Annotated in this window: 18 protein-coding genes; 11 read left to right on the forward strand and 7 right to left on the reverse strand. The window is 44.5% G+C overall.

Going from position 1 to position 20693, the window contains the following annotated elements:
- Positions 1 to 29: 29 nt before the first annotated feature.
- On the reverse strand, positions 30 to 2081 hold the full coding sequence (locus C7475_RS24225) for a glycoside hydrolase family 127 protein (RefSeq protein ID WP_110055992.1): 2052 nt from the start codon (positions 2079 to 2081) through the stop codon (positions 30 to 32).
- A gap of 2 nt (positions 2082 to 2083) precedes the next feature.
- Positions 2084 to 4609, reverse strand: coding sequence for a family 16 glycoside hydrolase (locus C7475_RS24230; protein ID WP_199236281.1), 2526 nt, complete (start codon positions 4607 to 4609; stop codon positions 2084 to 2086).
- A gap of 217 nt (positions 4610 to 4826) precedes the next feature.
- Between C7475_RS24230 and C7475_RS24235 the strand changes: the two genes are divergently transcribed.
- The 11 genes from C7475_RS24235 (at position 4827) to C7475_RS24285 (ending at position 16773) form a co-directional block, all read left to right on the forward strand.
- A complete protein-coding gene (locus C7475_RS24235; protein ID WP_110055993.1) occupies positions 4827 to 5702 on the forward strand; it encodes an AraC family transcriptional regulator in 876 nt (291 codons plus the stop codon).
- Between the two features lie 88 nt (positions 5703 to 5790).
- Positions 5791 to 6831, forward strand: coding sequence for a sensor histidine kinase (locus C7475_RS24240; RefSeq protein WP_233259949.1), 1041 nt, complete (start codon positions 5791 to 5793; stop codon positions 6829 to 6831).
- Positions 6828 to 7535, forward strand: a complete 708-nt coding sequence (locus C7475_RS24245) for a LytTR family DNA-binding domain-containing protein (RefSeq protein ID WP_110055995.1) — start codon at positions 6828 to 6830, stop codon at positions 7533 to 7535. The genes C7475_RS24240 and C7475_RS24245 overlap by 4 nt, the downstream gene beginning before the upstream one ends.
- Before the next feature lie 110 nt (positions 7536 to 7645).
- Positions 7646 to 8098, forward strand: coding sequence for a hypothetical protein (locus C7475_RS24250; RefSeq protein ID WP_110055996.1), 453 nt, complete (start codon positions 7646 to 7648; stop codon positions 8096 to 8098).
- A gap of 386 nt (positions 8099 to 8484) precedes the next feature.
- On the forward strand, positions 8485 to 9468 hold the full coding sequence (locus C7475_RS24255) for a hypothetical protein (RefSeq protein ID WP_110055997.1): 984 nt from the start codon (positions 8485 to 8487) through the stop codon (positions 9466 to 9468).
- Positions 9469 to 9493: 25 nt separating this feature from the next.
- Positions 9494 to 10270, forward strand: coding sequence for an alpha/beta fold hydrolase (locus C7475_RS24260; RefSeq protein WP_110055998.1), 777 nt, complete (start codon positions 9494 to 9496; stop codon positions 10268 to 10270).
- A 107-nt stretch (positions 10271 to 10377) separates the two neighbouring features.
- Complete coding sequence (locus C7475_RS24265) at positions 10378 to 10755, forward strand: helix-turn-helix domain-containing protein (RefSeq protein WP_110055999.1); 378 nt, start codon at positions 10378 to 10380, stop codon at positions 10753 to 10755.
- A 241-nt stretch (positions 10756 to 10996) separates the two neighbouring features.
- Positions 10997 to 14206, forward strand: coding sequence for a sigma 54-interacting transcriptional regulator (locus C7475_RS33330; RefSeq protein ID WP_233259950.1), 3210 nt, complete (start codon positions 10997 to 10999; stop codon positions 14204 to 14206).
- 320 nt (positions 14207 to 14526) lie between these two features.
- Positions 14527 to 15282, forward strand: coding sequence for an SDR family oxidoreductase (locus tag C7475_RS24275; RefSeq protein WP_110056000.1), 756 nt, complete (start codon positions 14527 to 14529; stop codon positions 15280 to 15282).
- A gap of 275 nt (positions 15283 to 15557) precedes the next feature.
- Entirely contained in the window at positions 15558 to 15914 is a 357-nt protein-coding gene (locus C7475_RS24280) for a YciI family protein (RefSeq protein ID WP_110056001.1), read from the forward strand.
- Positions 15915 to 15996: 82 nt separating this feature from the next.
- On the forward strand, positions 15997 to 16773 hold the full coding sequence (locus C7475_RS24285) for a succinate dehydrogenase cytochrome b subunit (protein ID WP_110056002.1): 777 nt from the start codon (positions 15997 to 15999) through the stop codon (positions 16771 to 16773).
- A gap of 9 nt (positions 16774 to 16782) precedes the next feature.
- Here the strand turns inward: C7475_RS24285 and C7475_RS24290 are convergent, their stop codons facing one another.
- The 5 genes from C7475_RS24290 to C7475_RS33045 form a co-directional block, all read right to left on the reverse strand.
- The gene (locus tag C7475_RS24290; RefSeq protein WP_110056003.1) at positions 16783 to 18027 is read right to left on the reverse strand and encodes an RNA polymerase sigma factor; all 1245 of its coding nucleotides are present in this window, start codon (positions 18025 to 18027) and stop codon (positions 16783 to 16785) included.
- A 66-nt stretch (positions 18028 to 18093) separates the two neighbouring features.
- Positions 18094 to 18435, reverse strand: a complete 342-nt coding sequence (locus C7475_RS24295) for a YciI family protein (protein WP_110056004.1) — start codon at positions 18433 to 18435, stop codon at positions 18094 to 18096.
- A gap of 32 nt (positions 18436 to 18467) precedes the next feature.
- Positions 18468 to 18926: a carboxymuconolactone decarboxylase family protein gene (locus C7475_RS24300; protein WP_110056005.1), complete on the reverse strand. Its 459-nt coding sequence runs from the start codon at positions 18924 to 18926 to the stop codon at positions 18468 to 18470.
- A gap of 88 nt (positions 18927 to 19014) precedes the next feature.
- The gene (locus tag C7475_RS24305; RefSeq protein WP_110056006.1) at positions 19015 to 20022 is read right to left on the reverse strand and encodes a bestrophin family protein; all 1008 of its coding nucleotides are present in this window, start codon (positions 20020 to 20022) and stop codon (positions 19015 to 19017) included.
- A 262-nt stretch (positions 20023 to 20284) separates the two neighbouring features.
- The gene (locus C7475_RS33045; RefSeq protein ID WP_158286608.1) at positions 20285 to 20455 is read right to left on the reverse strand and encodes a hypothetical protein; all 171 of its coding nucleotides are present in this window, start codon (positions 20453 to 20455) and stop codon (positions 20285 to 20287) included.
- Between the last annotated feature and the right edge of the window lie 238 nt (positions 20456 to 20693).

A 20693-nucleotide genomic window follows, 5' to 3' on the forward strand; every position in this document is an offset into this window, starting at 1 on the left:
CCTCTGTAGCCAGTGCCTTTGGTATTGAGCTAATTAGTCACAGGAAGCCAAACCTTATATGGGGAGACTTTCCTGTTTGCCAGTGAATAAAACGGTATAGCCACGAATGACGGTGACTTTCCACTGATGGCCTTGCCGGTAATTACATTAACCCCGCCCAGCATACCTGGCTTATATGCCATTTTGAGGGCCGTATTGGGGCTAATCGACGTTTTGTCGAGATTTGGGTTGTCAATACCCTCCAGGCCGTAAATGACCGGTCCGGCGGCTATTACTGCCTTCCCTTTGACGGTTTGAATAGAATCACTGGGGAAGATAAGCCGTGGTTGCACCGGAAGACTTAAACGGATCTTATCTCCTTTTTTCCAGTGGCGGTTGATAGATACATATCCGTTCACTGGAACCGCTTTTATTTGTTCCCCATTCACCTGTATGGATACCGGCTCAGTCACTGTTGAATGATACAGCCCCTGGTTGTTCTCTTGCCCCTGTGCCCAGCCGGGAATACGTACACTCACGGTAAAGTTACTTTGCTGGTCCGGATTGACCTGAATCTGGGACTCGCCTTTCCATGGATACTGTGTGATCTGTTTCAGGGAGACAGGGCCTTTCCCTGCAATGCTGCCCTTATACTCACTTCCGATAAACAGGTTGACGAAGATCCCGGTACTGTCAGTCGCATAGATGTACGAAGGCAGGGCTGATACCAGCTTCAGGATCATCGGCGGACAACAAGGACAGCTATGCCATCCCCAGCGTTTATGGTCAGTAGCGATCAGCGGATTTTCGTAGAAATAATGATCGCCGGAGAGGGAGACTCCTGACAACAGGTTGTTGTAGATCACTCTTTCGAATTCATCCATATATTTCCCACCCCCCAACAATTGGTTCATCCGCTGGCTGAAGAAGGCCGACCCGATCGAAGCACATGTCTCGAGATAGGCAGATTCAGGCAGGAAGTAGTCGGGGCCAAATTTCTCCTGGTCGGCAATAGCGCCTTCGCCTCCTGTAACAAACATCCGCTTGCCGGTCATATTGTCCCAGTAATGGATGGCGGTGTTTGTATATAGCGGATTTTTATTCTCCAAAGCCATGGCTGCAACGCCAGTAGCTAATAAGGTAGCCCTTACCGCATGTCCTTCGATCGTTTTTTGCTGAAGTACCGGCATATGGTCCTGGTTATAGGCGCCATCACTGGTACGGGTATGACGGCCATCCTTGTCGCCATAGTCGCCCCTGTTCTCTATCCAGAACTGCACGAGTGCATAATATTGTGCTTCCTGTACCGGTGCGCTCATCTTGCCTTTAAGGGCAGGTTGCGCTTTAAACAGCCAGTATAATTTGAGCAACGCTTCTTCTGGCCCGCCGTGACCGGGAATAATATTTTGTTTTGGCAGAGGTCCCATTTGCTTACACATGTAGTTGCTGAATTTTACGGCAACATCTAACAACTTCGTTTTGCCTGTGGCGTCGTAATAATGCACTGCCGCCTCTATTAACATGCCGGCATTGTAAACATCGTGTTGCCATTTATCGTCGCCGCCATTTGTGCCCCAACGCTTATCTGGGCGTTCCAGGGTTGTGTAGGTATTGATATATCCATCGGGATCAACTGCCTGTGCTGCTGCGATCCGGTCTATGTAAGCGTCTATTTTCTTTTCCAGCTGTTTGTCAGGATATTGCCTGAGCAGGTCGGCGGCCCCTCTGATCGTTTCATAAACCAGGCCATCATACCACGGCGGACCATCATGTATTTGTGAGTTCTTCTCTCCACGCGCCACCCGGTCAAAGTTCAGGAACGCATCCCTTGTCCTGCCAAGTTTTTGTTTCTCGTCTATCAGGTCGGATCTGTCGGGTTTATATTTGCCTTCAAGTTTATCGAAGACGTCATATACCGTCCTGGTTGTCCAGATCTTAAACCTGGGCGACCAGAAAGGGTCTTGTATGCTGACCTGTGACAGTGCCGCAGGTTGGACGTTATGGTTTGCGGCTACTGACTGTGCCTGGCAGAAAATATCAGATGTGAACAGAAGGCTGGCGGATAAAGCAAATGTTGCTACTGATCTTTTATATAGGGTCATCGTTATTTCTTTTTACTGGTGAAACGAAGAATGGTGTAAGAATGTGCGGGAAAGGTATAATTGACAGATGCATCAGCAGGTGCATTAAATGTGCCTTTCCTGGTTATGGCATTGTTAGTTGCTTCAGGTAAGTTTTCGGTAGAAAGCGGACCTTCCAGTGTCCATGTCTGCACCTGGCGTTCCCATTTCCCGAAATGATTAAATTCAAGGGCGCTCGTGATGGCCGCTTTATCTGCATTGACGATATGCAGTACTAGTGTATCTTTTCTTTCGTTACAGGTAGCTGTCACATCAAGATTTCCGGTAACAGTTTCTTTTACACGTAGAGGAAGATGATTGAGTGCTGCCATCTGCTGGGCATAAAAAGGAGGCATTTCCCATACCTGGGTGGGGGTGAAAAATATCTGTCCCTGATCCCATCCGTTATCATTTTGCAGGTAAGGTTGCAGGGCGTTCGCCGGACATGAGGTAAGCAGGAAATCGCCATGTCTGCGTACTGTGTTCAATGTTGTTGCATGGCCCAGTGCCCGTTGCATATTATGCAGCGCTCCGTTTTCCTCGAAAATGGCACATTTCATTGTAGTGGACGGGTTCCAGGAATGGAATAACTCCTTCATCCTGGTAAGTTCTTTGTCGACGTCCGTTCCTGCATTCTTGCCATCGGTCCAGGGATGGTAGTCCCAGTAAGCCGCTTTACCATCCAATGCCCTGAATACCTTTTCAATGTTTTTGGATTCCGGACGCCACCATGCAGCATTGATAAATACAAGACCGGGATCTTTAGCATGCATGGCATCGTAAAGGGCATTGAATCGCTGGATGTAATGTTCATAGTCCTCTTTGTTGTCTCCTCTGAATATCCCTTCTTCATTCCCTATCTCGATATATTTTACTTTGTAAGGCGTCGGATGGCCGTTTTCTGCTCTCTTCTTGCCCCAGGTGGTAGCAGGAGCGCCTTTCAGGTATTCGATCATATCAGCGGCATCTTCTGCCGTCTCTTCTATATTGATGGCAAAGGCAGCTTCGAAACCTGCAGCTTCGCTAAACTGAAGGAATTCCTCAATGCCAAAACCATTAGTTGAATACTTATTCCAGTGACCATTGTACGGAGGGCGGGTATCCCGTGGGCCGATCATTTTTTTGAACCGGTACCCGTCAGCATTCACCATAGATCCGGCATAACGAAGGAAGGTGATGTTTTCTCCGATGATAGCTTTCGCAATATCCGCGCGAAGCGGAAGCTGTTTGAATAACTTATCGCCCGAAGGGAACAATGATACCTGGTCAACACATATCTTTCCTTTCTCTTCGATATAGAGTGCAAACCTGGCATTGGTATCTGCCGCATTCGCCGTCAGGCTAAAGGAGTATTTCTTCCAGGTATTGTCTTTCAGGTCCATCGTCTGACTGGCATACGTCCTGGTACCATCCGCATTTTCGAGGGCGGCAGTTACACGAACAGTGCCGCTTTCTGTTCTCAGATAGGCCGATCCGTTGAACTGCTGTCCCTGGATTACCGCTATTCCCCAACGGTTAAGACTTCTATTGGTGATGCCCGCCCGGCCTTTTCCGCTTAACAGTTCAATGGTCTGTGCGCTGATGCCATGGAATACATTGTTCTGGGTTAGGGAGAAGCGGGTCACTGCACCTTGCGTAGCAATGGCATCCCAATTATAACTTATTTGCTGGTCAGGGGCCATTTCCAGCGGAAGCCTGGTGGAATCGGTTCCGTTTATAAATATCAGGTTCCGGAAAGCAGCAGGAGCCCTGTTGGTAGTCAACCCTATTTTGCCCTGGAGGATAGGTTCGTTGTTATCTTCATAATCGATAAGAGGGTTTATACTGTTATTGAGCCAGACCTTGATCGTCCGTTCCTGTACTGCTACCCGTACGTGATTCCAGCGTATTGCATCAATAGATATTGAAGCTTCTTTTAGAAGCTGATAGTTATTGTTGTGTTTTGTGAGCAACATCTTTTTGCCATCCCTGCTAACACTGATGCCGTAGCCCCTCAGACTATTTTCTCCCGTCCCTTCGCAGGATGTTCTCAATAGTATTCCTGCTGATTCTCCTTTGGGATCAGGCATCCGGATATCGAAGGCGATGATACCGTTTTTTAAAGTTAAAGGCTGGTAGATAAGCCGGGCATGATCATCCGGTTCAACACCGATGTCTATTTTCCCGATCACGCGTTTAGTACCGCGTTCGGGCACTATTGATATGCTGCCTGAACTATACTCGTTATCGGCTGCCCAATAACCTGTGTATTTTCTCCAATCCCTGTAATTGGCCCCGGTAGAGGGTTCTTCAAAGCTTTCGCCGAAGATCAGTTGCGCGTAAAAGCCTCCGTAGATCTCGTGATTGACATCCTCTATGCAGCTGCCATAGATCGTGGACGGGATCCGGTTCATTGTCTGATTAACATCAATCAGTATGCGGTTATCTTGCGAGAAGGTGAGCCTGAATGGAAAAAACGTGAACACCAGGCAAACGAGTGCCTGGAACATGGAAGACCTGCGTACAAGCATTGCTGCTAAAATTTACTTATAAGAATTTGAATATGAATAAGGAGAGCGGTAAAGCCCGGCCTCATCTGAAGACAAAATTGCATTTTATATTAAAGTTGCGATAGCACTATCTTAGCCTGAAATTGCACCAGATTGACGAAGATAGGGTTGCTGATAAGGCTGGAATCTGCATTTTTTTTGCTTATATTACTAATTCAATGATCAATGGAGGCCGTTCATGAAACTGTATAGAGAGAGTATTATACCTTCATCCAATATTCTGGTAGTTAAAGAGGAACATTTTGAGATCAGTGAGTTTCCACTTCATCACCACCCGGAATATGAATTACTGCTGATCCTTCGGGGATCAGGTAAACGTTTTGTCGGTGATAATATTTCTGAGTTTTCATCCGGCGATCTCTGTCTGTTCGGCCCCGATCTTCCACATACCTACAACAACAAACATCTATCAGAGAACCGGGATATTCACCAGATCGTTATACAGTTCAATGAGGATTTCCTGGGCAAAGATTTCTTTGACAAGGCTCCTTTTAAGCTGATCAGGGCATTGCTGGACCAGTCGGTACGGGGGTATACCTTTACAGGGCATACACTGGTCAAAGTGACTTCCATGATAAAGTCCTTGCTAAGACTGGACGAAACAGAAGTGATCATTCAACTGCTGGCTATTCTTGATATCTTATCCAAATCGTCAGAGTTTGAGCTGCTTTCCAGCCGGGGCTTCACCAGTAAACTGGACCACGTGGAATCTGAAAGGATGGGAAAGGTGTTTGATTATATTCTCAAGAACTTCAGCGAAGAGATCACGTTAAACGAAATTGCATCTATTGCGTGTTTATCGCCGGAAGCATTTTGCCGTTATTTCAAAAAGTACACCCGTAAAACGTTTTCAGAATTTCTAATAGAGATCCGAATAGGGCATGCCTGCAAATTATTGCAGCAGCATACATTGGATGTGAACCAGGTTAGTATACAATCCGGCTTCAATAATATTTCTTACTTCAACAGGAAGTTCAAGTCTATGACGCAGAAAACGCCGGTTGAATATAAGAAAGCATTTTCCACGGGTATTAAACAGAAGGCAATAACATAGTCAAACCCCGTTCATCTACTTTTTGTGCAGTTGCTCTACTGGATTTTTCGTTTTCCTCATTAATGGCGTATATAGTAAAAAGTCCGATATGATGAGTGCTACGATTGATAAGGGCCTGATAGCACGGCGGCGTTATTTTTATGCAGCCTACTGGGTGATGGTCACCCTCATTTTTTTATATGACCGTACCTATCTGATCCAGAAAGCTGGTCTGCCTAATTTTTTCATCTGCGCCGTGGTAAGGGTATCTCTTCTTATCGCCCTTGCCTGGGCTAACATTCACTGGCTCATTCCCCGTTATCTTTTGCAACGCAGGTATGGCGGGTACTTTGTGTGGGTGCTGCTATTAGTGCTGGGTTATCTGGTGTTACAGAGCCTTTACGACTATTACCTGTTCGGATATGTGCTAGGCCCAAATAGTAATGCTAAGCTCTCTACTTCGCTGATCTATAATTTTACACATACTTCCTTGTACTTGCTACTGACCATTGCGTTGAAATTCAGTATGGACTGGTATGAACAAAAGAAACAATTACAGGAGATACAGGTTGAAAAGCTACAGGCAGAGGTGAACTATCTCCGTTCACAGGTAAATCCGCACTTCCTCTTTAATGCATTGAACAACCTATATGCGCTGACCCTGAAGAAATCGGACGAGGCGCCGGAGGTGGTATTGAAGCTGGCAGAGCTGATGGAATATATGTTGTATGAAAGTGAAGATGCTTTTGTACCGCTGGAGAAGGAGATTAACTATCTGAAAAATTATCTGGAACTGGAAAAGATCAGGCAGGGAAATAATGCAGACATCCGTTTAACGGTGGAAGGGAATATGGATAAGTGCTGGGTGCCTCCGTTCCTGATACTGCCGCTGGTAGAAAATGCTTTTAAGCATGGTGTGAACAGAGCGGTGCATAACGCTTACCTGTTCATCTCTGTTCATATTGCAGATGATCTTGAAATACGCATTGAGAACAATAAGGGCAACACCCAGCGAGCTGCAAATAATGGCGGTATTGGGCTGTTAAATCTGAAGAAGCGATTGGAGTTGTTGTATCCGGGTAAACATGTACTGGAGATTGTTGAAGCACCGGATAGCTATGCTGTACACCTGAAAATTAACATGTCATGATGAAATGTGTGCTCATAGACGATGAACCCCTGGCTCGCGAAATACTGGAAGGCTATATAGCGCGGCATGAGACTATTGAGCTTGCCGGCAGTTTTAGCAATGCGCTGGAAGGAGCGGAGTTCCTGAAACATTGTGCAGTGGATGTATTATTTCTTGATATTGAAATGCCGGAAATAAGCGGAATAGATTTTCTCAGATCTTTATCGCAACCGCCGATCACTGTATTTACAACCGCTTTCCGCGATTATGCATTTGAAGGTTATGAGCTGGGTGTGATCGATTTTTTATTAAAGCCTATTTCATACGATCGTTTCCGGAAGGCGATCGATAAGATCAAAGAGTTTTTATCATTAGAGAAAGACGATGCTAATCTGGAGACCAGTGGCGATATCCCGACATTCATTTTTGTGAAAAGCGGTGTACAGAAAATAAAGCTGTTTTTCGCAGATGTTACATATATACAGGGGCTGAAGGACTATGCCATTATCCATGCATCAACAGGCAGGATCGTAATCAAAGGCTCCATCAAATCTATGCAGGAACTTTTCCCGGAAACACTTTTCATACGGGTACATAAATCATTTATTGTGGCGAAAGATAAGATCAGGCGGGTGGAGAAAAACAGGATAATTATTGCCGACCAGCAGATACCGGTTGGCAGGAATTATAAAGCAGTTATGGACAAGCTGATCACCGGTCATTAAGGCGTTGGTATATTATTCCCGTTGTTGGTAGACTAATTTTTTACTCCTTTGGTTTTTGGTCTAGTATTGTCTTCAGATACTACCAATTCATTCACTAAAAAAGAATTGCCATGAAGCATACAACATTCAAGCAACCGTTGTTAAAATTGTTAGCGCTGGTCGTACTCTGTATTGCCGTATTTGGTTTTACCGCAAACAGGGGACTGGACAGATATGAGATCTATCTCAATAACAAGCTTATTTTGAAACAGGCAGTGAACGATCCGCTCGTGCTGAGGAAATTGCAGCTGGACAAAGCAGATGAAAACGACCGTCTGCGTATCGTCTATATCCATTGTACCAATAAAGGCATTGGTACAGGCCGGAGCATCGTTATAAAAGATGAAAAAGGGGATGTGTTGAAGAAATGGACATTTAAGGATGATGAGAAAAACATGGAGATATCAGTAAAAGAGTTGTTACAGGTAGAAAAGCAACATCAGGGAAGTGATCTCAGTTTGCGTTATGTGGCGAAGGAATTATATGAACCGGAAATGTTGCTGGCGTCAGTCAGGTTTAAATAGCTTTTTACTCAGGGTTATATATAAAGGGTACATGGTCTGGAGGCTATGTACCTTTTTTTTGTGATCCAATGAGTCACGAAAAAACATCGAAATACAGAACAATTATTCGTCATTTGGCGAAATATAGTGTAACGGATTCTTGTTACTTTTTTATAAGTAGTTGATATTTAATCGTTTGTTTAGCTGGCCCGCCACTTGCTTTCTTAGGCCGTATCTGGCCAACATATCGTAATTGCCAGAGTTTTTATAAGCAACGGGATTTATTGTCACCAGGGAGCACCTACTCCTGGCTTACTCTCCGCTTTGCGAAATGCAGAGCAGGGAAGACTTTGTTGCCTGCAAACGGATTTCGGACATCTTGGTTTATAAACTTAAAACGAGCAGCTATGTACCTAATAAATAATGAACCTAACGCGGGGGCCTTACTGACAAAACTGGCGGGTAGTATTCAGGATTTTAACGAATCAGTAGATCTGTACCTAAATCATATGAAGGAGTATGAGGTTTTCAATCCCTTTCGCGGTGATGTGCGTGGAAGTTCCATGGGAATCGATAAACCAATTCCCTACAAGTTCTGGGAAAGACTGGGGATCCGCCATTTGGTATTAAATGCATTCCATAGCAGACAGGAAACTCCAGATCATTGGCATGTAGAAACTGATGGAGAAGAAACGGCTTACAGATGGAACGACGTAAAGAATGATGAGATCGTGGAAGAGCTTAAGACACTTTTCAGGTGCAGTTCGATCATTCAGTTTGCAGAGTGGGCAAGCGTTGCAGGAGCTTCCGATTTTTGGGACGGACTATTTTATGATGTAATAGAACCACTTGGCAAGCGGAATTTTGAATTCGTATTTCATCTGGGCGATATCTCAAGAAGGTTCGTATTCGAAGTAGATGAGGTCCTTGATATAATAGGACAGTATTCTGAGTATGGAAGGGTAACACTGGTACTTGACAATAACGAGGCAGACAAATTGTGGACAAAGCTGAACGGGATTGTATACGATGAAGCTGTTTCTGCTACCAGGTTACATGCGGCGAGGGAAAGGTACGCGTACATTTTTAATACGATGAAAGTGGACTCGCTGGTCGTGCTTTCTTCTAACCGGGCATCACATTTTTCCAGGGGAGAGCAATCCCAGTTCGGTGGCAGATCGTTCGAGAATATTTATATCCCCCGGTATGGGAAAGACTTTTTTGATGCAGGTTACCGGCTGGGGATGTTGCTTCAACTGGAAACGGCTCATTGTATTGCGTTAGGTCAGGTAGTTTCAGGTGCATATGTGAAGAATGAAGGCTGGCCCGGCTCAAAAGTTCTGCTTACTTATATAGAAGACTGGATAGAGGAAATGTCTTCTGGTTATTAATCACCCCTTATAATTAAAAAAAATCATGAACATTATTAAAAAGCTTATGTCGGTAGCGTTAATCGCGGGAATTGCATTTTTATCATTAGTGCAGAATGCGCAGGCACAAACAGTGTCAAAAGGTATTAAAAATCTGGTGTTAGTGCATGGGGCGTTTGCCGATGGTTCCAGTTGGGAAAGGGTTATTCCCATCCTTCAGGCGAAAGGATTTAATGTAATTGCCGTGCAGAACCCGCTTATCTCATTAGAAGAGGATGTGGCGGCTACCAAAAGGGCGATAGCCAGAATGGATGGACCGGTATTACTGATAGGACACTCATATGGTGGAATGGTGATCACGGAAGCAGGGAATGATCCGAAGGTAAAGGGGCTGGTATATGTTTGTTCTTTAGTGCCTGACGAGGGTCAGTCTGTAGGAGACGTTACATCCGCATTCCCTCCGGGGCCGGGTAGTGCAGAGTTCCAGAAAGATGCATCTGATTTCTTAAACCTGTCATCTAAAGGCATCCATGAGCATTTTGCACAGGATCTGCCGGAGAAAGAAAGAAGTGTGATCTATGCTACCCAGACTCCATGGGCAGTAAAGGCCACAATGACGAAAGTAACTACAGCGGCATGGAAGACCAGACCATCATGGTTTATTATTGGCTTGGAAGATCATATGGTACCAACTGATCTGGCACGTGCTGAAGCCAAAATGATCAAGGCAAAGACGTTAGAACTTAAGACCAGTCACGTGCCGATGTTATCGCAGCCAGACAAGGTTGCGGCGTTCATCATTCGCGCAGCTGGTGAATTATAGAAACAGGCCCGCCTGTACAAGGGGACAATTATCAAAGAGAAAAATCCGGGATTGGGCTCCCGGATTTTTTGAAATATTTCAGACACCTTTTAGAGCTATTTCACTAAATGAGCTACAATAGAACATCCGTCCTTCACTGCGAGAATACATTTAATGCAGACTGTTCAGTGGAAGCTGCATTGGCTATATTAGGAGGAAAATGGAAACTGAAGATCTACAAAGCACTCCGGTTTAAGGGAGTATTGCGTTTTAATGAGATGAGAGCGGCTATAAGCGACATCTCTGACAAGACACTGGCGGCCCAGCTGAAGGAAATGGAAGCAGATAATCTGATAACAAGACAGGTATATCCACAAGTACCTCCCAAAGTGGAATACCGGCTTACAGAACTTGGAAAATCACTGGAAGACGTTTTTGAAGCACTGGATGCATGGGGAAAGATCTTTATTAAAGATAAAAACAAACAGATACCTATCGAGGTATAGATGCCCCACTAGTAATACTGTATGTGACAACCGGAAAAAGCCATATAAGGCAAAGAGGTAATTTGTGAAATGGCATGATGTGTAATCATTGTCAGTGCACAAGATTTTGATTTTCAATATAAATTGACTAATTTATAGTACGGAGTAAACTGTTTTGGCAAAATTTGTCCAGATACGGCGTTGTCAGTTGTCATGTATATAAAGCAGTGAATTTTGAATTTTCAATCTGTCAATTTATAGCATGGAAAAAATGAAGGTTAGTACAACCGCCGGGAACCGGAAAGTAAATGGCCTTACCGTTGAAAATGCTAGTGAAACATTAGAGCAGCGGATACAGTCATTGGAAAATGAGCGTAGGATACTCCTGGAATTAGGTGACGACATTACAAAGATCAGGGAGAAAGACGATCTGATAAAGTTGTTTGCCTCAAGGATCAAGGAGTTATTTCCTTTTTCCCACACCATTATTACTTTAATAGATCTTGAAGCAGGAATATATACCCCATTTCTACTCGATCACAGTTCTTCACCAATTAAAAACCGTCCGGATTATTCTTCATTGATTGAAGGACGTTTTCCTTTGAATGTACCATTCATTCGGCAAATACTAAGTAACGACGGACCGACGACCTATATTCTGGAAGATGAGTTGGATGATCCTCAATGTCCGGGGTTTTTGAGCGCCAACTATGAAGCCGGCATCAGGGAGATCCTGATGACGCCATTAAAAAGTAAAGGACAACCAATTGCCTTCCTGCATATATATGCAAACGATACCGTCAGTTTCACGCCTGAATTCAAACGGATCATCAATGGTATTGCTCCTCAGATCACTAATGCAGTAACCAATATCATAAAAAATGAGGAAGCAAGGCATGAGGAGTGGATCAATGAGGTATTATTGTCATTGAGCAATGATATGGTAAAAGTGAGGACCCGCCAGGACTTGTTGAAGATCATCAGTTCAGGCCTTAAAGAGGTATTCTCCTTCTCTCACAGTATGATCACAGTGATGGATGAATCGGAGGAGTGTTATAAGGCTTACCTGGTTGACGAAGAAGCGCGGTTCCGCGAGCTGACGGATGTCGGGGACGCCCTTTCTATACCCACGCCTGTTGAGGATGGCATTTATGATATTGCCTCCCTTTATTACAAGCCGCTTGTTTTTAATATGGAGTCTTTCGATATGACCAGGACGCCCATATGGTTTAAGTTGCATCACGAGGCAGGCGCCCGGGAAATGATCGTGAAGATCCTGGGAGACGAAGGCTCATCCAAGTATAGCCTGATCTTGTTTGCGGACCAGGTGGGAAGTTTTGGTAAAGAGGCTGTAAACATCATTCAGCGGATATCCGCCCAGCTTTTCACAGTTATCAGTAATATATCTGCCAATGAAGAGATCTTAAAAAGGGAGAATGAGAAATCGTTCCTGTTAGACTTCAGTAGTGATATTGCGGCTGTGAGAAGCAAGGAGGATCTTGCTGAAGCGGTGAGCAGGTGTTTGCGGAAATTAAACCCCGACCTGGGATATGTTATCCGGAGGATCGACGAATGCCAGACCACCATGAGCCACTACATTTGCGATGACACTAATTTTGCAGAGGATGACGAAGAGCTGAAGGAAATAATGGCTACAAAATTCCCTATTAAAGATGGATTGCAAGACCGTGTGCTCAATAGTGAAATACCTATTTTCTTCAGTGTGAATTCCGAGATCAACCGGGGCATCAATGTTAAGTACCTGCATTTCTGGAAAAGGATCGGCCTCCGGACAATGGTCGGTATGACCTTGCGTACCGGTGATACGAAGCTGGGAGTGTTATGGCTGGGGATCGATGAAATTAATATGCCGCTGTTGCAGGGTATATGTGCACAGATCTCCATTGCCATGCATAACAGTTTGGCAAATGAAGAGCTGTTGAGGCGGGAATATGAGCAGGCCTTACTCGTTGAATTCAGTCATAATGTGGCGTCAGTACGTACAAAAGAGGAATTGCAGATTGCCATTTCAAGTGTATTGCATAAGGTGCTTAACATGAAGCTTGCTATGATCCGTATCCTGGAAGATGACGGCGTTACGCTTACTCCTTATATGTATGACAAAAGCGTCTTCGAGAAAGATGATAGCATCTTCAAAGCAATGGTTGTAAAGACGCTTAATATTCATGAAGAATCGTCCGCAAGGGTGCTGAACAGTGAAGCGCCGGTTATTTTCGATGTTGAGGAGGAGTATCAGCGGGATAACAGGAATCCGTATGTAGAGTTGTGGAGAAGTGCGGGAAAGAAAAAAGTATACGGCGCGCCTTTACGTTTCGGAGATGTTACTGTCGGAACACTATGGTTGTTTACAGATGAAATTAACCTTCCTATTATGAAGGGTATTTGTGCACAGATCTCGATAGCTATCTCAAATATCCGGGCCAATGAAAAAGTCATGGAGTATAAGCAGAAGCTGGAAAGAGAGAATGCTTATCTGAAAGAACAGATCCAGACGATCTACAATTTTTCAGAGATAGTGGGAAGTGGCGCTGAGATGCAGAAGGTATATCATCTCATAACGAACGTCGCGGATTCAGGGTCAACAGTGCTTTTAACAGGCGAAACAGGCACTGGTAAGGAATTGATAGCGAGGGCCATTCATAATGCATCTCCACGCAAGAGTAAGTTAATGGTAAAGGTTAACTGCGCGGCCTTGCCTGCTCATCTTATAGAAAGCGAACTTTTCGGTCATGAAAAAGGTGCCTTCACAGGTGCGATAGATCGGCGGATCGGCAAGTTCGAGCTGGCTAATAACAGTACTTTGTTTTTGGATGAGATAGGGGAGATGCCGCTGGAGTTACAGGTTAAATTGTTACGTGTGCTACAGGAGCGGGAGTTAGAGCGAATTGGCGGCAGAACGACTATCAAAGTGGATGTACGTGTAATAGCAGCTACTAACCGTGACCTGGAAGCGGAAGTGCAGGCCGGCCGTTTCAGATCTGATCTTTATTACCGGTTGAATGTGTTTCCGATCGGTTTGCCTCCGTTAAGAGAACGGCAGGAAGACATCGAGCCATTGGTTAATTTCTTCGTTGCCAAATTCAGTAAGAATAGCGGTAAGAAGGTAGCCGGTGTTTCTCCGCAGGTATTGCAGGAATTGAAGTACTATCCGTGGCCGGGTAACGTCAGGGAGCTCGAACACCTGATAGAAAGAAGTATCCTCTTGTGCGACGGTCCGCTGCTAAAGGAGATCCATTTACCACGGCGTGAGGAAACTAAGCCAATGCAGGGTTTCTATAACGTAACACTGGAGCAGATAGAGCGTTCTTATATCATTGATGTCCTGAAACGATGCAGCGGTAAAATTTCCGGCATTGGTGGGGCTGCTGAAATACTGGAACTGCCCAGTACAACGCTTCATTCCAAGATGAAAAAACTGGGTATCACGAAGGTGGATTATTTTATAAAATAACCTGTTGGTAGAGATAAAATGAGAGGCTGGAACTTACGTGGTTCCGGCCTTTTTTATTCATGTAAATAACGATTTCACTGTATTTAGTGAAATAAGAAGAGAATCCACTTAATACAGTGAACAGAGATAGTGTGTTTTTTGTTTAATCGATTGATTAGTAATTACTTGACTGTATGGCATCTTGATTGCAAAATACTAGCAGATCAGCGAACGGTAAATGGACTCCCAACTATCCGGCACAGGAACGGAGGAATACCGAAAACAGATAAAACAGAATTTATTAACTCCTGCCTGAATACAGGCTTACAAAAACTGAAATTATGAAAATCGTAGTAATTGGCGGCACAGGTCTCATTGGCTCCAAAACAGTGAACAGGCTTCGGGAACTTGGTCACGAAGTAATTGCAGCGTCTCCTAACACTGGTGTGAACACTATTACCGGAGAAGGTCTTGCAGAAGCGCTTGAGGGAACAAGCGTTGTAATTGACCTCGCAAACTCTCCTTCTTTCGAAGAAAAAGCAGTTATGGAGTTCTTCCAGACTTCCGGCAAGAACCTGCTGGGGGCAGAGATCAAAGCCGGTGTTAAACATCACATTGCTTTGTCTGTAGTTGGTACGGACAGACTGCCGGATAGTGCTTACTTCCGTGCGAAACTGGTACAGGAAAACCTGATCAAAAGTTCTGGAGTGCCATACTCTATTGTACACTCAACGCAGTTCTTTGAGTTTCTGGGAAGTATTGTTGCCTCTAACGCAACGGGTGAAGCCGTTCATTTGTCGCCGGCATTTGTACAGCCTATCGCATCAGATGACGTAGCAGCAGCAATGACGGAAGTTGCGCTGGGAGCGCCAATCAATGGCATCGTAGAAATTGCAGGTCCTGAAAAGGTAGGCCTGGCAGAACTGGCTGACCGTTATTTAGACAAAATAGGCGATTCACGTGGTATAGTAGCTGATGAAAATGCATTGTACTTCGGGGCAAAGCTTAGTGAGAACTCATTGGTTCCTGGCCCTGGTGCGCACATCGGCAAGATCGATTTCGAAACATGGTTTGCTAATCAACCTGTTAAAGCATAACCGATCTTAGTTTTAAACAAACTTTCACGGTTTGTCCTGTGTTGCCTGTAACGAAGATGACGGGTGTCAGCTCGTTGAGGCTGTTGTATATGGTTTGCGCTTTCCACCCGTTCGCGCATATTGGTACCTAACGCCGGCGCGGTATTCTGCCGCGACATCCGGTCAACAACACAACGACACATCAGCGCCTGACAAGCCTGAAGGTTCTATCATAACGTTTCATTATTCTACTACAATCATCATCACATTTATTAACATTAAAAACGGAAAAAGAAATGCAAGAGTTCTTATTAGTGATCCACAGAGATTTTACCAGTAGCAACCCAACTCCAACTCCTGAACAGATGAAAGAAGCCCTGAAACCTTACCAGGACTGGGTAGCTGGTATCGCAGCACAGGACAGATTGGTGGCGCCTCCTAAACGTTGGGATGTTGATGGTCGTGTAATCAAACACGATAAAAAGAAAGAGCATGTAACAAGTGGACCATATGCTGAAGGAAAAGAATCTATCGGTGGTTTGTTCCTGATCAAGGCAAAAGACTACGATGAAGCGGTAGAGATCGCGAAAGGCTGTCCTATCATCAAATATGGTGCTATCGTTGAAGTACGTATGGCTATCACCGCAGCCTGAAAAAGGTATTGAAAAACGGTATTGAAAAATAATAAATAAAGCCTTTGCATTATTGCAAAGGCTTTATTAAAACCCTTTGTTTATGATGAGTTTCTCTCAATTTTTTAGTTCTTCAATAGGCAGAAAGCTGATTATGTCTATGACAGGACTGTTCCTATGCCTCTTCCTTATTGTACACCTGGGCGGTAATCTTACATTGTTTGCCGGAGATGAAGGCTACACATTTAATATTTATGCGCATTTTATGACGCATTTCCCACCTGTTGAAATTGCGGGTTACATCCTGTATATATCTATCCTGGTGCATGCTTTCTATGCGCTTATGCTGACATTGGCTAACAAGAAGGCGCGTCCTGTAAAATATGCGGTAGCGTCAAAAGCACCTGTTCGTTGGGCTTCATTGAATATGGGGCTACTGGGCAGCATTATTTTCCTGTTCCTTATCATACATATGAGCAATTTCTGGGGCCGGTATAAATTCCTGGAGGGTACTTACAGGGAATACAGGACGGACCTGCAGAATGGCAAAATGACGAATAGTGTTTATCAGCCTACATCACCCGAATTTGAGTATTCTGTAACGACAGAAAATAATATTGAGATCGTACGTGTAAAGGACCTGTATGAAATAGTGACAACCAGTTTTAGCATCTGGTGGTATGTGCTGCTCTATCTGTTTGCTATGGTCGCGGTTTCCTATCATATGTACCATGGCTTTCAAAGCGCATTCCGGACGGTCGGGGTGGTGCATAAGAAATATACGCCCATCATACAGGCTACAGGGATCTGGTTCTTTGCAGTTATTATTCCTTTATTGTTTGCATCGATGCCGATCATTTTCTATATAAAAAGTCTGTAGTAATAACTTTTAATTGCCTTGTCTTTGTTTCAGCTGCTCAATATTCTTTGTCATCATGGTCCTGTCGGCCGCAGTATTGGCCAGCTTTAAGGCAACTTCATAGTGTTGGAGCGCTTTATCGTCGTTGAGGTCAGTATACAAATTGCCTAATAGCGAGTAGTAAAAATAATTGTCGGTTAACCCCAGTTTCTCTGCTTCACCGATGGCCTGTTCTTTCCCTCTGACCTTGGCAATTGCGAAGGTGCGGTTTAATGCTGCAATGGGGGAATACTCAAGTATTAACAGCTGGTTATACAAATCAAGGATATTATCCCACTTTTCGGCAGTATCCTCTTTATAGGTGTGCCAGTAGGCAATAGCCGCTTCCAGGTGGTACCTGCTTAGTGTATGTGTAGCTGCTGCCTCACTCAGATAGAACCGGCCTCGTTCGATCAGTTCCTGGTTCCAGCGTGTTTCATCCTGGTCTGCATACAATATCACTTCTCCCGTTTCATCGAACCTGGCGTCAAAACGCGAAGCGTGGAAACACATGAGGGCCATTAATGCATTTACGGCAGGTTTGTTGGTGTGTGGGTGGCTTAACAGCAGATAATTCAGCCGCATGGCTTCCAGGCAAAGATCTTTTCTAAGCAGCCTGTCGGAGGAAGTGGAGTAATAACCTTCGGAAAAGAGCAGGTACAGTGTTTTCAGCACTGTTTCCAGCCTCTCGTTTATTTCTGTAAGTGTTGGCTGCTGGATCTTTATTTTGATCTCTTTCAGTTTGTCTTTGGCCCTGCTGATACGCTTATAGATGACTTCCTTATTCGTAAGAAAAGCGTCTGCAATTTCCTGGACGCCAAATCCGCAGAGCAGGTTTAATGCAAGCGCTATCTGCGATTCGTTGGCAATTGCAGGATGACATACAGTGAATATCATTGCCAGCTGACTATCCGAGATGTTTTGCTCGGATAGATCTATTTCCAGTTCTTCTCCCGCCGGTATACTGTGTTGAAGGTTGATCATGATCTTGTCCTGAAAAATTGAGTTCCTTTTCAGCCAGTTCTTGGTTTTGTTTTTGGCGACAATGTACAGCCATGCAGTAGGATTTTCAGGTATTCCTTTTACGCTCCATAATTCTGTGGCGTCAAGAAAAGTATCGCTGACAATATCTTCTGCGACTTCAATATGGTCAATGCCAAACAGGTAACATAGTACTGAAACTATTTTCTGGTACTCCGTTCTGAATAAGTGGGGTAATAGCTCTCTCTCTTCCATGACAAAATAAAATGCCTTCTTACTACAAAAATAAGAAGGCATTTTTATTTATAGCTTCCGGTGATATTATTTAACAGCCATACGTATTTCCACACTGCCCCCTAATTCCAGTATAGGCGCGCCTTTAGCAATTTGAACGGCTTCTTCATAATCAGATGCCTTTATTACTATAAAGCCACCTATGGACTCTTTGATTTCCGCATAAGGTCCGTCGGTTACACTTTTGTCGTGTTTGAGGACCTTTCCTGTGGCTTCCCAGGGTTGCAGGGGCCTTGCGAGTTGATCCTGCGCTTCCAGATTACGAAACCACTCCCTCCATCGGCTCAGGTGGGCCTGTAGCTCCTCTGGTGACGGCTGGGATTCTTTTGTCTTGAAATCTCTGCGGAATAGGAGCAAAAATTCATTCATACGATCTGGGTTTAGTATGCTGTAAAGATAACTCAACCAAATTGACCAGCCCTGTATGTACCCACAGCTTCCGGATTATTGAAGGCGATATTGAAGCGGTTCCAGGTATTGATGGTCGTAACAACCAGCGTCAGGTCTATAAGTTCTTCTTCGGTGAACTGTTCCTTTACACGGCTATAGGTTGTATCGGGTACCTGGCAGGCTGTAACCGCTTCTGCCCATGCAAGCGCTGCTCTTTCACGATCTGAAAAGAACGGGGTCTCGCGCCATGCATTCAGCGTAAATAAGCGTTGCGCATCCTCTCCGTGTGCGAGGGCATCTTTTGAGTGCATATCCAGGCAGTAAGCGCAGCCATTGATCTGAGATACACGAAAGAGCACGAGTTCCTGCAGCTTTGGCTCCAGCGTAGATTTCTTAAGATATGCGCCAATGCCGAAAAGTGTTTTTAATGCATTCTGTCCTTTCTGCTGATAATTGATCCTTTGTTCCATTTACAAGTTAATTTTTATGTGGTTTAATGACTACCGGTCTTTGTAATTGCACAAAGTCCCGGTAGGCTTTTTAGGTGTTATATAACTGTTATACGAGAATATCGTTCTGTGGCTTAATCGGCGGAGGTAATTCTGTTTCACCCAGCATTTCCCGCAGGTCAATCTCGATCTCCCTCGAGATCTGTGAGATAGGAACGTCATTGGAACCTCCCTCATACGGATTCTCCGTGCCTTCTCCTACCTGCTCCAATGATGTATACATCCAGGATATGATCACGCTGAAAGGGACTACCAGCCAGATCATGTGGCCTTTCATAAAGCCCGATACAACATTATTCAGCTTGTCGAACTCCTGCAACATGCCAAAAGGAAGCAGGAAGCAGAATATCCGGACGAAGATGGTATTGATAATAGAATACTGTCGCGGATAAGGTGTATCCTTGAGGGCTTCACATTGTCCCTGCTGACTGCTGATGGCGCCCAGCGTTCGTTGCATGTCGATGAACGGAAGCGGCAATATCGCCTGATTGTCATAGATCTCTTTGAGCGTCTTACTTTGGAGCGCCAGTATTTGTGAAGCTTTATTCCGGGACTTCAGAATATGGCGCAGTTCATCTGCCGGAAGATACTTCGCCAGTTCATCCTCAACGGGCGTCTGCCGCTCGGGAATAGTATAGTACTTCTGATACTCGGCATTTTGTTTATTGTCCACCACTTCCCATACGCGTTCTTCCCGCATCTGATAGCGCAGGGCCGTCAGCCATGCGAAATGACGGTAAATGAGCAGCCTGGTCTTCTCCTGATCATTGAAATAGTCGCGGCACATAATGGCCCAGGCCTTACTGTAAGTAGCAATATTTGTCCAGGTGCCATGAGCGTCCCAGGTACGATTGTATGTCTGGGTGTTTTTGAAGCCGACAATAAAAGCTGTGGCAGTACCTAAAATTGATACCACTTGCCATGGAACTATTAACCATTTCAGATCAAGGAGATGATAGAGTATGACGGGTAGGGTGCCCAGGATGATCAGTGTGTATACCTTCCGTCTTGTCCAGATGAGAAAATCGAAGAATTTGTAAGATTTACCAACGTGCATATAAAAACTAACTGTTTGAAAACTAAATTGACATACGTGCTTCTACTGTACCACCAAGCTCCGGTGAAGGAGCCTGATGGGCAATAGCCACAGCATGATCATAATTAACCGCCTTAATGATAATCATGCAACGCATGGATCTCTTTGGTACACGCCTCCTGTTACTGTCTTATTTTCCCTGCTATAATCCTGATCTTCTGTTCCGTCGTCTTTTCGAAATACCAATAGAAATTCTTTCACATTTGTAATGTTTAGCCTCCGGTTATTCTGTTTCCTCCTCGGCAGTATCATCTCGCGTGTCCAGATCGTCTATAAATTCAACTCCCATTGTAAGATTCTCTTCATGTATCGGCCCCAGTGCAGTTTGCACCTGTGTTGCTTTGGGATAGTTCTGGGTAAAAAAGCTTTGCAGGAAGTGAGAAAACGGTAGCATAACTTATAGTTTTAGATATGAAATTCATGTTCGTGATTCCGTGCTATGAATTACAACCCATGTGCCATGTAATTAAACGATTGATTATTATACAGTTGTTGTTATTTGCGCAGGGGAAGGGTCACTATATTTCGTAAATAGCGAAGTTTTTTCACGGTATATAGTGTCTATATACCCTGTCTTTACAATAACAACCGGGAACATCGATAGTTTAGGTAACAAGAAATACAAAGGTGGC

Source organism: Chitinophaga sp. S165 (assembly GCF_003182155.1).
In the GTDB taxonomy this organism is placed as follows: Bacteria; Bacteroidota; Bacteroidia; order Chitinophagales; family Chitinophagaceae; genus Chitinophaga.